Source organism: Polynucleobacter sp. VK25 (assembly GCF_018687355.1).
Classification (GTDB): domain Bacteria; phylum Pseudomonadota; class Gammaproteobacteria; order Burkholderiales; family Burkholderiaceae; genus Polynucleobacter.
In genome coordinates this window covers 57,779-71,672 of sequence record NZ_CP061288.1, presented here as the reverse complement: position 1 = coordinate 71,672, position 13,894 = coordinate 57,779, and the positions used below count along the sequence as shown (strand labels likewise).

At 45.7% G+C, this 13,894-nt stretch carries 28 protein-coding genes; all 28 read right to left on the bottom strand.

The window, feature by feature from the left end:
- Positions 1-8: 8 nt before the first annotated feature.
- On the bottom strand, positions 9-404 hold the full coding sequence (rplQ, locus tag AOC21_RS00440) for a 50S ribosomal protein L17 (protein WP_087908811.1): 396 nt from the start codon (positions 402-404) through the stop codon (positions 9-11).
- Between the two features lie 16 nt (positions 405-420).
- Positions 421-1,401: a DNA-directed RNA polymerase subunit alpha gene (gene rpoA, locus AOC21_RS00435; RefSeq protein WP_215321281.1), complete on the bottom strand. Its 981-nt coding sequence runs from the start codon at positions 1,399-1,401 to the stop codon at positions 421-423.
- A gap of 23 nt (positions 1,402-1,424) precedes the next feature.
- Entirely contained in the window at positions 1,425-2,048 is a 624-nt protein-coding gene (rpsD, locus tag AOC21_RS00430) for a 30S ribosomal protein S4 (RefSeq protein ID WP_011901924.1), read from the bottom strand.
- 118 nt (positions 2,049-2,166) lie between these two features.
- Positions 2,167-2,574: a 30S ribosomal protein S11 gene (gene rpsK / locus AOC21_RS00425; protein WP_011901923.1), complete on the bottom strand. Its 408-nt coding sequence runs from the start codon at positions 2,572-2,574 to the stop codon at positions 2,167-2,169.
- Between the two features lie 18 nt (positions 2,575-2,592).
- Entirely contained in the window at positions 2,593-2,958 is a 366-nt protein-coding gene (gene rpsM, locus AOC21_RS00420) for a 30S ribosomal protein S13 (RefSeq protein ID WP_015420253.1), read from the bottom strand.
- Between the two features lie 24 nt (positions 2,959-2,982).
- Positions 2,983-3,099: a 50S ribosomal protein L36 gene (gene rpmJ, locus AOC21_RS00415; RefSeq protein ID WP_012357167.1), complete on the bottom strand. Its 117-nt coding sequence runs from the start codon at positions 3,097-3,099 to the stop codon at positions 2,983-2,985.
- A gap of 35 nt (positions 3,100-3,134) precedes the next feature.
- Positions 3,135-3,353, bottom strand: a complete 219-nt coding sequence (gene infA, locus AOC21_RS00410; RefSeq protein WP_068320132.1) for a translation initiation factor IF-1 — start codon at positions 3,351-3,353, stop codon at positions 3,135-3,137.
- 4 nt (positions 3,354-3,357) lie between these two features.
- Positions 3,358-4,695, bottom strand: coding sequence for a preprotein translocase subunit SecY (gene secY, locus AOC21_RS00405; RefSeq protein ID WP_215391872.1), 1,338 nt, complete (start codon positions 4,693-4,695; stop codon positions 3,358-3,360).
- A 17-nt stretch (positions 4,696-4,712) separates the two neighbouring features.
- Positions 4,713-5,153 (bottom strand): 50S ribosomal protein L15, encoded by a 441-nt coding sequence (gene rplO, locus AOC21_RS00400; RefSeq protein ID WP_071464448.1) that lies wholly within the window; start codon positions 5,151-5,153, stop codon positions 4,713-4,715.
- Between the two features lie 27 nt (positions 5,154-5,180).
- Complete coding sequence (gene rpmD, locus AOC21_RS00395; protein WP_215391871.1) at positions 5,181-5,369, bottom strand: 50S ribosomal protein L30; 189 nt, start codon at positions 5,367-5,369, stop codon at positions 5,181-5,183.
- A 24-nt stretch (positions 5,370-5,393) separates the two neighbouring features.
- The gene (gene rpsE, locus AOC21_RS00390) at positions 5,394-5,912 is read right to left on the bottom strand and encodes a 30S ribosomal protein S5 (RefSeq protein WP_011901917.1); all 519 of its coding nucleotides are present in this window, start codon (positions 5,910-5,912) and stop codon (positions 5,394-5,396) included.
- Positions 5,913-5,930: 18 nt separating this feature from the next.
- A complete protein-coding gene (gene rplR / locus AOC21_RS00385; RefSeq protein WP_215391870.1) occupies positions 5,931-6,284 on the bottom strand; it encodes a 50S ribosomal protein L18 in 354 nt (117 codons plus the stop codon).
- Positions 6,285-6,297: 13 nt separating this feature from the next.
- Complete coding sequence (rplF, locus tag AOC21_RS00380; RefSeq protein WP_215360614.1) at positions 6,298-6,831, bottom strand: 50S ribosomal protein L6; 534 nt, start codon at positions 6,829-6,831, stop codon at positions 6,298-6,300.
- A gap of 10 nt (positions 6,832-6,841) precedes the next feature.
- Complete coding sequence (gene rpsH, locus AOC21_RS00375; protein WP_011901914.1) at positions 6,842-7,237, bottom strand: 30S ribosomal protein S8; 396 nt, start codon at positions 7,235-7,237, stop codon at positions 6,842-6,844.
- Positions 7,238-7,261: 24 nt separating this feature from the next.
- A complete protein-coding gene (gene rpsN, locus AOC21_RS00370) occupies positions 7,262-7,567 on the bottom strand; it encodes a 30S ribosomal protein S14 (protein WP_011901913.1) in 306 nt (101 codons plus the stop codon).
- A gap of 9 nt (positions 7,568-7,576) precedes the next feature.
- On the bottom strand, positions 7,577-8,119 hold the full coding sequence (gene rplE, locus AOC21_RS00365) for a 50S ribosomal protein L5 (protein WP_046329383.1): 543 nt from the start codon (positions 8,117-8,119) through the stop codon (positions 7,577-7,579).
- 16 nt (positions 8,120-8,135) lie between these two features.
- Positions 8,136-8,444 carry a 50S ribosomal protein L24 gene (rplX, locus tag AOC21_RS00360; RefSeq protein WP_011901911.1) on the bottom strand — a complete coding sequence of 103 codons (309 nt, stop codon included), beginning with the start codon at positions 8,442-8,444 and terminating at the stop codon, positions 8,136-8,138.
- A 9-nt stretch (positions 8,445-8,453) separates the two neighbouring features.
- Complete coding sequence (gene rplN, locus AOC21_RS00355; protein ID WP_015420241.1) at positions 8,454-8,822, bottom strand: 50S ribosomal protein L14; 369 nt, start codon at positions 8,820-8,822, stop codon at positions 8,454-8,456.
- A gap of 183 nt (positions 8,823-9,005) precedes the next feature.
- Entirely contained in the window at positions 9,006-9,275 is a 270-nt protein-coding gene (gene rpsQ, locus AOC21_RS00350) for a 30S ribosomal protein S17 (RefSeq protein ID WP_215391869.1), read from the bottom strand.
- Positions 9,276-9,287: 12 nt separating this feature from the next.
- On the bottom strand, positions 9,288-9,482 hold the full coding sequence (rpmC, locus tag AOC21_RS00345) for a 50S ribosomal protein L29 (RefSeq protein ID WP_215362451.1): 195 nt from the start codon (positions 9,480-9,482) through the stop codon (positions 9,288-9,290).
- A 14-nt stretch (positions 9,483-9,496) separates the two neighbouring features.
- A complete protein-coding gene (gene rplP / locus AOC21_RS00340; protein ID WP_011901907.1) occupies positions 9,497-9,910 on the bottom strand; it encodes a 50S ribosomal protein L16 in 414 nt (137 codons plus the stop codon).
- Positions 9,911-9,912: 2 nt separating this feature from the next.
- A complete protein-coding gene (gene rpsC / locus AOC21_RS00335; RefSeq protein WP_215391868.1) occupies positions 9,913-10,740 on the bottom strand; it encodes a 30S ribosomal protein S3 in 828 nt (275 codons plus the stop codon).
- A gap of 8 nt (positions 10,741-10,748) precedes the next feature.
- Positions 10,749-11,081: a 50S ribosomal protein L22 gene (gene rplV / locus AOC21_RS00330; RefSeq protein ID WP_215392687.1), complete on the bottom strand. Its 333-nt coding sequence runs from the start codon at positions 11,079-11,081 to the stop codon at positions 10,749-10,751.
- 7 nt (positions 11,082-11,088) lie between these two features.
- Positions 11,089-11,367, bottom strand: coding sequence for a 30S ribosomal protein S19 (gene rpsS, locus AOC21_RS00325; RefSeq protein WP_011901904.1), 279 nt, complete (start codon positions 11,365-11,367; stop codon positions 11,089-11,091).
- A 19-nt stretch (positions 11,368-11,386) separates the two neighbouring features.
- Positions 11,387-12,217, bottom strand: coding sequence for a 50S ribosomal protein L2 (gene rplB, locus AOC21_RS00320; RefSeq protein ID WP_215391867.1), 831 nt, complete (start codon positions 12,215-12,217; stop codon positions 11,387-11,389).
- Between the two features lie 2 nt (positions 12,218-12,219).
- Positions 12,220-12,534, bottom strand: a complete 315-nt coding sequence (gene rplW / locus AOC21_RS00315) for a 50S ribosomal protein L23 (protein WP_072582065.1) — start codon at positions 12,532-12,534, stop codon at positions 12,220-12,222.
- Entirely contained in the window at positions 12,531-13,151 is a 621-nt protein-coding gene (gene rplD, locus AOC21_RS00310) for a 50S ribosomal protein L4 (RefSeq protein WP_011901901.1), read from the bottom strand. The genes rplW and rplD overlap by 4 nt, the downstream gene beginning before the upstream one ends.
- An 11-nt stretch (positions 13,152-13,162) precedes the next feature.
- Complete coding sequence (gene rplC / locus AOC21_RS00305; protein WP_011901900.1) at positions 13,163-13,819, bottom strand: 50S ribosomal protein L3; 657 nt, start codon at positions 13,817-13,819, stop codon at positions 13,163-13,165.
- Positions 13,820-13,894: the final 75 nt, after the last annotated feature.

Genomic DNA, 13,894 nt, shown 5'->3' with positions numbered 1-13,894 from the left:
CGGGAGACTTACGCCTCTTCAGCTACAACTGCTGTTTCTTCAACTTCTGGGCGGTCTACCAACTCAACCAAAGCCATTGGTGCATTGTCGCCATGACGGAAGCCAAACTTCAAAATACGAAGGTAGCCACCTGGACGTGTTGCGTAACGTGGGCCGAGCTCTGTGAAGAGTTTGGCTACGATATCGCGATCACGTGTGCGATTGAATGCTAAGCGGCGGTTTGCTAAGTTGTCTTTTTTACCCAAGGTAATCAAAGGCTCAACAACCATGCGCAATTCTTTTGCTTTTGGCAAAGTCGTTTTAATGACTTCGTGCTCCAAAAGTGAATTGGACATGTTGCGCAGCATCGCTAGGCGATGTGATGAAGTTCTGTTTAGTTTGCGTAAGCCGTTTCCGTGACGCATGATGCTTCCTTTCTAATTATTTCTCGAGGTTAGCTGGAGGCCAGCTTTCGAGTTTCATGCCAAGACTTAAGCCACGAGCCGCTAAAACATCTTTAATTTCATTCAAAGATTTGCGACCTAGATTAGGCGTCTTCAACAATTCATTCTCTGTACGTTGAATCAAGTCACCGATGTAGTAAATGTTCTCAGCCTTCAAGCAGTTTGCAGAGCGAACTGTGAGCTCGAGATCATCAACCGGACGCATCAACATTGGATCAACCATTGATGAGCGGCTTGGTGCTAAATCACCAGAAACTTCGCTGCTTTCGAGGGCCGCGAATACAACTAATTGATCAACCAAAATGCTAGCTGCTTGACGAATAGCTTCTTCAGGAGACAACACACCGTTTGTTTCGATGGTCATTACTAAACGATCGAGGTCGGTACGCTGCTCAACACGAGCAGACTCAACAGCATAGCTAACACGGCTTACAGGGCTGAATGAAGCATCCAACACGATACGGCCGATGATCTTGGTAGCTTCATCGCTGTACTGACGTACGTTACCTGGTACATAACCACGGCCTTTTTCGACCTTGATCTGCATGTCCAACTTACCACCAGCTGACAAGTGAGCGATCACGTGATCAGGGTTCATGATTTCTACATCATGTGGCAAATCGATATCTTTTGCTGTAACAACGCCTGGGCCTTCTTTACGCAAATTGATAGTAACTTCGTCGCGTGACTGCAACTTAAATACAATACCTTTGAGGTTCAACAAGAGGTTTACTACGTCCTCTTGAACTCCATCCAATGTGGAGTACTCATGAACAACACCAGCAATAGCTACTTCAGTTGGCGCATAACCAACCATCGAGGACAACAGTACACGACGTAATGCATTTCCGAGTGTGTGGCCATAGCCACGCTCGAACGGCTCCATAACAACCTTAGCTTGGTTGGCGGTAAGCGCTTCAACAGAAATAATCTTTGGCTTGAGCAAATTTGTTTGCATATTTTTTCCTTGAGAGTGCCTAATTAGCGTGAATACAATTCAACGATCAAACTTTCATTAATTTCACCGCTAATATCTTCACGGTCAGGCACTTGCTTAAATGTTCCCTCGAGCTTAGCTGCGTCAACTGAAACCCAAGTAACAGCTGCCATTTGTCCAACTAAATTGAGTGATTCTGTAATACGCGCTTGCTTCTTCGCTTTTTCACGAATTGCAACTACATCACCAGGCTTAACCTGAATAGATGGAATATTTACAGGGCTTCCATTGAGCAAAATTGCGCAATGGGAAACCAACTGACGTGCTTCAGCGCGTGTTGAACCAAAGCCCATGCGATAAACCACGTTGTCTAAACGTGACTCAAGCAACTGGAGCAATGTTTCGCCAGTATTGCCCTTACGACGCTCAGCTTCTGCGAAGTAACGACGGAATTGACGCTCTAATACGCCATAGATACGCTTAACCTTTTGCTTTTCACGCAATTGATTACCGTAATCAGATGTTCTTGAGCCAGATGTACGGCCATGTTGACCAGGCTTAGTATCTAACTTGCACTTGTCTGACAGGGCGCGACGTGCGCTCTTTAAAAATAAGTCGGTACCTTCCCGACGTGCTAATTTGGCCTTAGGCCCTAAGTAACGTGCCACGATGCTTTCCTTTCTTTGCCGCAGTCTTACGACCGACGGTGAGTTCGCCCTTTAAATCAGGCGAACAGTGGGCTTTAATAAAAAACTACTAAAACTTTTGTACTGCCAACTTCCTAGCTTAAATACGACGACGCTTAGGAGGACGGCAACCGTTGTGTGGAACTGGAGTTACGTCTTGAATCTCAGTGATCTTGATGCCCAATGAGTTCAATGCACGAACTGCTGATTCACGACCTGGGCCTGGGCCTTTGATCTGAACTTCCAAGTTCTTGATGCCGCATTCAACAGCAGCTTTACCAGCAACTTCAGCAGCTACCTGAGCAGCAAAAGGTGTTGATTTACGTGAACCTTTAAAACCCTGTCCACCAGATGTTGCCCATGAGAGCGCATTACCTTGGCGATCAGTGATCGTAATAATGGTGTTGTTAAAAGAAGCGTGAACGTGCGCAATACCGTCAGCAACGTTCTTCTTAACCTTCTTGCGTGCGCGCTGTGAAGCTGCAGAAGCGGATTGTTGTTTTGCCATGTCAATAAACTTTCTTGATTATTTCTTGAGTTGCACACCAGACTTACGTGGGCCCTTGCGGGTACGCGCATTAGTCTTAGTACGTTGACCACGTACAGGCAAGCCCTTACGATGACGAACACCGCGGTAGCAACCTAAGTCCATCAAACGCTTGATGCTCATAGTTACTTCACGACGAAGGTCACCTTCGGTAATGAATTTACCAACCTCATCACGCAACTTTTCCAAGTCACCGTCAGTAAGGTCTTTAACTTTTTTGTCGATTGCAACACCTGTGGTTTCACAAATTTTGCGAGCACGAGTTGTGCCAATGCCAAAAATTGCTGTTAAACCGATAACAGTATGTTGATGATTTGGGATGTTTACCCCAGCGATACGTGCCATGAGATTTCCTCTTAATTAACCAGATCAGCCTTGACGCTGCTTATGACGTGCGTCTGAAGAACAGATCACGCGAACAACGCGTTTGCGCTTAATGATCTTGCAATTTCTGCAAATACACTTAACGGATGCTAAAACTTTCATAACTCACCTCTAAAAAAATATGTACTACTTAATCTTTACTTCGCGCGGAAAATGATCCTGGCACGCGTTAGGTCGTATGGAGTCATCTCCACTGTTACCTTATCTCCCGGCAAAATACGGATATAGTGCATCCGCATCTTTCCGGAAATGTGCCCTAGAACCACATGTCCGTTTTCCAGCTTCACGCGAAACATCGCGTTCGGCAAATTCTCTACTACTTCTCCCGCCATCTGAATTACATCGTCTTTAGACATTCAGTTAAGCGCCCATCTTAAAGTTGGCTTTCTTCATCAAAGAGCCATACTGCTGTTGCATCACAAATGACTGAACTTGAGCCATGAAATCCATTGCAACAACAACAATAATTAACAGTGAAGTACCGCCGAAATAGAACGGCACGTTGTACTTCAATACCAAGAATTCTGGCAACAAGCAAACCAAAACCATATAAATAGAGCCGGCCAGAGTCAAACGCACCAAGATCTTATCGATGTAACGCGCTGTCTGGTCGCCTGGACGAATGCCGGGAACAAATGCACCACTCTTCTTCAAGTTCTCAGCAGTCTCACGGCTATTAAATACCAATGCGGTATAGAAGAAACAGAAGAAAATAATCGCTGCTGCATACAAAATCGTATACACAGGCTGTCCTGGAGCCAAAGTAGCTGCCAAGTCTTTAATAATTCTGCTGAACATATTGGTTGGCTCGCCTGAAGTAAACCAGCCAGCAATCGTTGCAGGGAACAAAATGATTGAAGAAGCAAAAATTGGAGGAATAACGCCTGCCATATTTAACTTCAACGGGAAGTAGGAAGATTGGCCGCCATAAATCTTGTTACCAACTTGACGCTTAGCGTAGTTCACCAAAATACGGCGCTGACCACGCTCTACAAACACTACAAAATAAGTCACTGCTACGCAAATTACTACGATGAGCAATGCAGAAATAATATTCATTGAGCCAGTGCGAACCAACTCTAATAAGCTTGCTAATGCATTCGGCAGACCAGAAACAATGCCGCCGAAAATAATGATAGAAATACCATTACCAAGACCACGCTCAGTAATTTGCTCGCCAAGCCACATCAAGAACATCGTGCCGGTAACCAAAGTCACTACAGTATTGAGTTCAAACATCAAGCCTGGGTTAATAACCAAACCTGGTTGAGCTTGTAAGGCAACAGAAATGCCTAATGCTTGGAATGTTGCCAAAAATACTGTCCCGTAGCGAGTGTATTGGGTAATCTTGCGTTGACCTGCTTGGCCTTCTTTTTTCAAAGACTCCAATGAAGGAACAACAATCGTCATTAACTGCATGATGATCGATGCAGAAATGTAAGGCATGATTCCCAAAGCAAATACGGTGAAGCGTGATAAGGCGCCACCTGAGAACAGGTTAAACATTCCCAAGATGCCGTCTTTTTGGCCAGAGAACAACTGCGCCAATTGGTCCGGATCAATTCCAGGAACTGGAATATGAGCACCCAAACGGAACACGAGCAAAGCCAGCACCAGGAAAATCAAGCGTTGGCGTAATTCGCCAAACTTGCCGCCTGTTGCTGCAGTGTTTGCGTTATTGGTAGGTGCTAATGCCATATCTACTAAAAGGCCTATTAAACCAATTCAACCAATTTGCCGCCAGCCGCTTCAATAGCTGCTTTTGCGCCGGCAGTTGCTGTGATGCCCTTGAGGGTTACAGCAATCTTGAGTTCGCCAGTCTTGATAACCTTAACTGCATTGATTTGCTCACCAGCAAAGCCATGAGCCTTCAATACCAATAAGTCTACTTCTGGCAAATTGATTTTTGCTAAGTCGTTCAATGTAATTTGGCCAACGTGACGACGAGTCAAAGATACGAAACCGCGTTTTGGCAAACGACGATACATAGGCATCTGACCGCCTTCAAATCCAACCTTGTGGAAACCACCAGAACGGGATTTTTGACCTTTGTGACCACGGCCAGCAGTTTTACCAAGACCAGAACCAATGCCGCGACCAACGCGACGACGGTTTTTCTTGGAGCCTTCTGCAGGTTTAATTGTGTTGAGTTGCATATTCTTCGCCTATTTACTTGCTAGTTATTAGCCAACGACTTTAACTAGATAAGAAACTTTATTAATCATGCCGCGAACAGCTGGAGTGTCTTCCAATTCAGAAACTGAATTGATACGACGAAGGCCTAAGCCTCGAACAGTTGCACGGTGGCTTTCACGGGTACCGATCAAACTGCGTACTAATTGCAGTTTGAGTTTGGAGTTAGATGTTGTCATTTGTAGATTCCTAATCTTTTGGTCTTAGCCGAGAATCTCTTCAACTGACTTACCGCGTTTAGCAGCAATCTCAGCAGGAGTACTCATTTTGCTCAAACCATCAATGGTTGCACGAACCAAGTTGTATGGGTTTGTAGAGCCAAGTGACTTAGCAACCACGTTAGTTACACCCATTACGTCGAAAATTGCACGCATTGGGCCGCCAGCAATAATTCCAGTACCGTCTTTAGCTGGAGAAATCAAAACGCGTGACGCGCCATGTTGACCAGTAACAGTGTGCTGCAAAGTACCTTTACGCAAAGTTACTTTGATCATCTTGCGACGCGCTTCGTCCATTGCCTTTTGAACGGCAACTGGAACTTCTTTTGATTTGCCTTTACCCATGCCGATGCGGCCATCGCCATCGCCAACTACAGTGAGTGCAGCGAAGCCGAGAATACGACCACCCTTAACCACTTTAGTTACACGATTAACAGCGATCATCTTCTCGCGAAGACCATCATCACGCTCTTCGTTTTGCATCTTAGTTTGCATTTTTGCCATGTTTTTTCCTAAACCCTATTAGAACTTCAGGCCGGCTTCACGCGCAGCTTCAGCTAAGGCCTTAATACGGCCGTGGTAACGATGACCGGAACGATCAAATGCAACATCAACAATGCCTGCTTTAACAGCACGCTCAGCAACTAATTTGCCGATTTGTTTTGCAGCGTCAGCGTTGCCGCCGTTTTTGATCGCTTGGCGAAAATCTTTTTCCATAGTTGAAGCAGCTGCTACAACTTTGGTTCCGCATGGGCTATAAACCTGTGCAGAAATATGTGTATTGCTACGGATAACTGTTAAGCGATTTGCCAAAGCTTCGGCAATGCGAATACGAGTCTGCCTAGCGCGTCTTTGTCTGGATTCGTCTTTATTCATTTTCTAATCTCGCTTACTTCTTCTTAGTTTCTTTCAGATGCACAACCTCATCCACATAGCGAACACCTTTGCCTTTGTATGGCTCTGGTGAACGGTAAGCGCGAACTTCAGCTGCGACCTGGCCAACTTGCTGCTTGTTGGAACCTTTGATAATGATTTCAGTTTGAGTTGGGGTCTCAGCCTTTACACCCTTTGGCAGGTTGTAAATAATGTCGTGTGAGAAACCTAACTGCAATTTCAGTGTTTCGCCTTGAGCAGCAGCACGGTAACCAACGCCTACCAAGCTGAGCTTGCGCTCAAAGCCAGCAGTTACGCCAACAACCATGTTGTTAACCAAAGCACGGGCTGTACCTGACTGTGCACCAGCTTCTGGTGAGTCGTTATTTAAAACAACTGTCAATACGCCATCTTCTTGTTTCAAACCAACAGAAGGATGCAAGTTATGTGTCAAAGTGCCCAAAGGACCTTTAACAGTAATGTTTGCACCGTTGATGCTGATTTCAGCGCCCTTAGGGACTGTAATTGGTGATTTACCTACGCGGGACATATTTCGCTCCTTAAGCTACGTAGCAAATAACTTCGCCGCCCACGCCTGTTGCACGTGCTTTACGGTCTGTCATTACGCCTTGAGGGGTTGAAATAATTGCAATGCCCAAGCCATTCATTACCTCTGGAATGTCATGGCGGCCTTTATAGATACGCAGACTTGGTGTAGATACACGGTCAATACGCTCAATAACAGGACGGCCTGCATAGTATTTGAGATCGATGTGTAGCACTGGCTTAGCTGCTTCACCTTTGATTTCAAAACTTTCGATATAGCCTTCATCTTGCAAAACTTTTGCGATGGCTACTTTTACTTTTGACGACGGCATCAAGACTACGGGTTTCTGCACTGCTTGCGCATTGCGGATCCTTGTCAACATGTCGGCGATTGGATCGCTGATACTCATGAGTTCTCCTAATTCTTTCGCCGCTTACCAGCTGGCCTTGGTTAAACCGGGGATTTCGCCACGGAAGGCGATTTCACGAATCTTGCTACGAGCCAAACCGAATTTACGGAATGTGCCACGTGGGCGACCGGTTAATGAACAACGATTTCTTTGACGAATCGGGCTTGCGTTACGTGGAAGTGCCTGTAGCTTCAAGCGAGCTTCATAGCGCTCTTCATCGCTGCGTGATTGATCAGCAATGATCGCTTTGAGTTCGGCACGCTTTACAGCGTACTTCTCTACAGTTTTTGCGCGCTTATTCTCGCGCTCAATTAGGGATAGTTTTGCCACGTTAGCCTCTTAATTGCGGAAAGGGAATTTGAATGCTGCCAACAAAGCTTTTGCTTCTTCGTCAGTTTTAGCAGTCGTCGTAATACTGATATTGAGACCACGGAGGGCATCAATTTTGTCGTATTCGATTTCAGGGAAAATGATCTGTTCTTTAACGCCGATGTTGTAGTTACCGCGGCCGTCAAATGCTTTACCGGAAATTCCACGGAAGTCACGTACGCGTGGCAATGCAACAGTTACGAAACGGTCCAAGAATTCGTACATGCGTGCACCACGCAATGTCACCATGGCACCGATTGGGTAACCTTGACGAATTTTGAAACCTGCAATCGCTTTTTTAGCTTTAGTTACAACGGGCTTTTGGCCAGCAACTTTAGTTAAATCACCAACTGCATTTTCGATAATTTTCTTGTCGTTCACTGCGTCGCCTAAGCCCATGTTCAGGGTTACCTTAGTGATACGCGGAACTTCCATTACAGATTTGTAACCAAATTTGGCGATCAAATCAGCAACGACTTTAGCTTGATAGTGTTCTTGAAAACGTGTGCTCATAATTTCTCCGTGCCCCTTATGCGCTTAAAGTTGCGCCAGTGGTTTTGAGGAAACGTTGCTTTTTACCGTCCACGAGTTTGATACCAACACGTGATGGTTTGCCGTTACCGTCAACCACAGCCACATTAGAAATGTGAACAGGCATCGTCTTGTCAATCATGCCGCCAGTAACACCGGCTGCTGGATTTGGCTTAACGCTCTTTTTATAAATGTTTACGCCTTCGATTACTAACTTGTTCTCGAGAACGGCCGTAACAGTTCCTTGCTTGCCCTTATCGCGGCCAGTCAACAGAACTACTGAATCACCTTTACGAATCTTTTTCATATCAGCCTCTTAAATAACTTCGGGGGCGAGAGAAACGATCTTCATGAACTTTTCAGTACGCAACTCGCGCGTAACTGGTCCAAAGATACGTGTGCCAATTGGCTCTAACTTAGCGTTGAGCAATACCGCAGCGTTGCCATCGAACTTAATCAATGAACCATCTGGACGGCGAACACCCTTAGCAGTTCTCACTACTACGGCGTTATAAATGTCACCTTTTTTTACACGGCCACGTGGAGCAGCGGACTTTACAGTCACTTTAATGACATCACCGATACTGGCGTAACGACGCTTAGAGCCGCCCAATACCTTGATGCACAAAACTTCACTGGCGCCTGTGTTATCGGCAACCTGTAATCTACTTTCGGTTTGTATCATTTCTAATCCCCAACTTATTGGCCAAAGGCAAACAGTCTTGGTTCCGTCTATGGGTTTTAACGAAAGCTAAAACCCGGAATTAATGAAAAACACTGCTTCTCCAATAAAACCAGAGAAGCCTTCTATTCTACTACGTAAAACAGGGATTTGGGAAGAATCTTCGCCAAAATCCCTAATATTTCTTTAAATACCCTTTGAAGCTTCAACTAAACGGGTCACAACCCAAGATTTAGTGCGTGAAATTGGCTTGGATTCAGCAATTTCAACGGTATCACCCATCTTGTATGTGCCAGCTTCGTCATGAGCATGGTATTTTTTGGACTGGCCAACGTACTTACCAATCACTGGATGCTTAACTTGACGCTCAACCAACACCGTCACAGTTTTTTGCATTTTGTCGCTAACAACACGGCCCACGAGGGTGCGGCGCAAGGGTTTAGGTAATTCTGTCATATCCCTTTTTCCTTATTTCTGTGCAGTCTTTTGGGCGATAAAAGTCTTCACACGAGCGATGTCGCGCTTATTTTTACCCAATTGGCTGGTATTTGTGAGTTGCTGAGTGCCTTTTTGCATGCGGAGCTTGAAACCGGTCTTAAGCAACTCGGTTAACTCTGCATTTAAAGCTGTCAGATCTTTTGAAGCTAATTCTGTATTTTTCATAATCTCTATCCCGATCAACCTAAGTGGCGAATCACGAAAGTGGTCTGTAAAGGCAACTTAGCAGCAGCAAGCTTGAAAGCTTCGCGCGCCAATTGCTCGTCAACACCGTCCATCTCGTAAAGCACTTTGCCTGGTTGAATTTCAGCTACGTAGTACTCTGGATTACCTTTACCGTTACCCATACGTACTTCAGCAGGTTTTTGTGAAATTGGCTTATCTGGGAAAATACGAATCCAAATACGGCCACCACGTTTAATGTGACGAGTCATTGCACGACGTGCTGACTCGATTTGGCGAGCAGTCAAACGACCACGGCCAACGGCCTTCAATCCAAAGTCACCAAAGGCTACAGAACTACCGCGTGTTGCCACGCCAGTGTTACGGCCTTTTTGTTCCTTACGATACTTGCGACGCTTTGGTTGTAGCATGCTTACTCTCCTGACTTCTGCGCATCTGCGGCAGGTGTTTCAACCTTACGCACACGCTTTACTGCTGGCTTAGCAGCAACTAATGGCTTGTCTGTGCCAGCAGCTGGTTTACGAGCAGCTGTCTTGCTTGGGGCACGACGAGTTTTCTTTTCTTCGGCAGCTGGTTCAGCAGATGGAGCAGCTACTTGAGCTTCTGCACCACGACCCAATGTATCGCCCTTATATACCCAAACTTTTACACCGATGATGCCGTATGTTGTCTCAGCTTCTGATGTTGCGTAATCAATGTCAGCCTTCAATGTATGAAGTGGAACGCGACCTTCGCGATACCATTCGCGACGAGCAATCTCAGCACCATTCAAACGACCTGATGACATGATCTTGATGCCTTGTGCGCCAAGGCGCATTGCGTTTTGCATTGCACGCTTCATTGCACGGCGGAACATAATGCGCTTCTCTAACTGTTGAGTAATAGAGTCAGCGATCAATTGTGCGTCAACTTCAGGCTTACGAATTTCTTCGATATTCACGTGAACTGGAACACCCATGCGCTTTTGTAATTCGCGGCGGAGTACTTCAATATCTTCGCCTTTTTTACCGATTACAACGCCTGGACGTGAGCTATAGATAGTGATGCGTGCATTCTTTGCAGGACGCTCGATAACTACTTTACTTACGGATGCGTTCTTTAACTTCTTCTTCAGATAGATGCGGACATCTACGTCCTCTTTCAACATCTTTGCGAAGTCAGTATTGTTTGCATACCACTTTGATGTCCAATTCTTCGTTACCGCGAGTCGGAATCCGGTTGGGTTTATCTTTTGTCCCATATCTTTCCTTAGTTACTCAAGGTCACGGTAATGTGACATGTTTGTTTTTCAATTTGATTGCCACGACCCTTAGCGCGCGCTGTAAAGCGCTTCAAGGAAGTACCCTTATCAACAATAATTGTTGATACCTTGAGCTCATCAATATCAGCACCTTTATTGTGTTCAGCGTTGGCCACTGCAGACTCAACCACTTTTTTCACAATGAAGGCAGCTTTCTTGGGGCTGAAGTTCAAAATGTTTAATGCGCGAGCAATTGGCAAACCACGAATTTGGTCTGCGACCAAACGTGTCTTTTGCGCAGAAATGCGGGCACCCTTGTGAATAGCTTTAACTTCCATCATCATCCCCTTACTTCTTCGTTACTTTCTTGTCAGCAGCGTGACCTTTGAAAGTACGGGTCAAGGCAAATTCGCCTAACTTATGACCCACCATGTTTTCTGATACATATACCGGAACGTGTTGACGACCGTTATGCACAGCAATCGTCAGACCAATAAAGTCTGGGAGGATTGTTGAACGGCGTGACCAAGTCTTGATCGGCTTTTTGTCTTTGTTGGCCTGTGCAACTTCAACTTTTTTTACTAAGCTGGCGTCGCAGAATGGACCTTTTTTAGCTGAACGTGTCATATCTATTTATCCTTATCGCTTAACGTTTTTGACGACGTTGAACGATCATCGAAGTTGTACGCTTATTGCGACGTGTACGATAACCTTTGGTTGGAGTGCCCCATGGGGATACAGGTACACGGCCTTCGCCAGTTCTACCTTCACCACCACCGTGTGGGTGATCTACTGGGTTCATTGCCACACCGCGAACGGTTGGGCGAATACCACGCCAGCGATTTGCACCAGCTTTACCAATAACACGCAAACTATGCTCTTCGTTACCAACTTCACCAATAGTGGCGCGGCACTCAATCAGAACACGGCGAACTTCACCTGAGCGCAAACGCACTTGAGCGTATACGCCTTCACGAGCCAACAATACTGCTGAACCACCGGCAGAACGTGCAACTTGAGCACCTTTGCCTGGCATGATTTCTACACAGTGAATCGTGCTACCAACTGGAATATTGCGAATTGGCAAGTTGTTACCAGACTTGATTGGGGCTTCTGAGCCGCTCATCAATGCCTGACCAACAGTCATGCCTTTTGCAGCAAGAATATAGCGACGCTCACCATCAGCAAACACGATCAATGCAATATTTGCACTGCGGTTTGGATCGTATTCCAAGCGTTCTACTTTTGCTGGAATACCATCTTTGTCGTTGCGTTTGAAATCAACAACACGATAGTGATGCTTATGACCACCACCCTTATGACGGGTAGTGATGTGACCATTATTGTTGCGACCCGCTTTTTGGAACTGTGGCTCTACCAACGCTGCAAAAGGTTTACCTTTATGCAGGTCAGGATTTACCACCTTGACCATTGAACGACGACCTGGTGAGGTCGGTTTTGTCTTCATCAAAGGCATGATTAATTCGCCTCCGCTTCAAAGTTAATTTCTTGACCTGGCTTCAAGCTTACATAGGCCTTCTTAGTGTGGTCACGACGACCTTCAAAACGGCCATAGCGCTTAGGCTTACCCTTTTGATTCACGATTTGAACTGAGTCAACTTGCACTTTAAAGAGCAATTCAACTGCTTGTTTTACATCGAGCTTATTTGCGTCGCGAGCTACTTGGAAAACTACTTGTTCGTTTTTCTCTGCAACCATAGTGGCTTTTTCAGAGATCACCGGTCCAAGCAGAACCCTCATCAGGTTGTGATCATTTTTACGGACTTGGCTCATTTCAGCAACTCCTCAATTTTTGCGATCGCAGCTTTGCTTACCAATACTTTTTTGTATTGAACCAAAGCCAATGGATCAGCGTGCTGTGGCTCACATACAGCAACTTTGTGCAAGTTACGTGATGCCAAGTACAAATTCTCGCTAACCTGATCAACAATAATCAAGACTGAATCCAAGCCCATTGCTTTAACTTTGTCAGCTAAAACTTTAGTCTTTGGAGCGTCAAGAGAAAATTGATCAACTACATTCAAACGACCTTCGCGAGCTAACTGAGACAAAATTGATCTCATACCTGCGCGGTACATTTTCTTGTTTACTTTTTGGCTGAAATTCTCTTCTGGAGAATTCGGGAATATACGACCACCTCCACGCCACAGCGGGGAAGAGCTCATACCAGCACGTGCACGACCAGTACCTTTTTGACGCCAAGGTTTCTTAGTTGTGTGCTTAACTTGCTCGCGGTCTTTTTGTGCACGGTTACCGCTACGTGCATTTGCTTGGTAAGCCACTACAACTTGGTGTACCAATGCTTCGTTATATTCACGTTCGAATACTTCTGGTGAAGCTTGTACGCCTGCACCTAAAGTACCGTTGTCTTGGAGAAGCTTAAGTTCCATATTCGCTCTCCTTATTTCTTCTTCAACGGTGTCTTCACCGCTGGAGTAACAATAACTTTACCGCCTGGGGCACCTGGAATAGCGCCTTTAACCATGATGAGATTACGTTCTGCATCAATGCGTGCGATGACTAAATTTTGAACTGTACGTGTAACGTCACCCAAGTGACCGGTCATACGCTTACCAGGGAAAACACGACCTGGATCTTGCGCCATACCGATAGAGCCTGGTACGTTATGTGAACGTGAGTTACCGTGGGATGCACGACCAGAAGCGAAGTGATAACGCTTGATGGTACCGGCGTAGCCCTTACCGATAGACACGCCCTGTACGTCCACTTTTTGACCAGCAGTGAATGCAGTGTCAGCAGGAATTACTTGGCCTGGTGTCATTTCTGCAATTTTTGCTGCATCCAATTGGAATTCGTTGAGACCGTTACCAGCCATCACACCAGCTTTGGCGAAGTGACCAGCCATTGCTTTAGTAACGCGAGTAGCTCTACGTGTGCCATGTGCCAACTGGATAGCATCATAGCCATCAGTTGCCTGGGTCTTGATTTGAGCGATTCTGTTGTCGCTCACGTCAATTACGGTTACAGGGATAGAATCCCCTTCGTCCGTAAATAGACGGGTCATGCCGACCTTGCGGCCGATTAAGCCTAAGCTCATATTCATGCTCCACGCCGACTTCGATTGGTCGGCAAAATTAATTTAAGTGATTTACAAGTAAAAGTACTTCTAAAT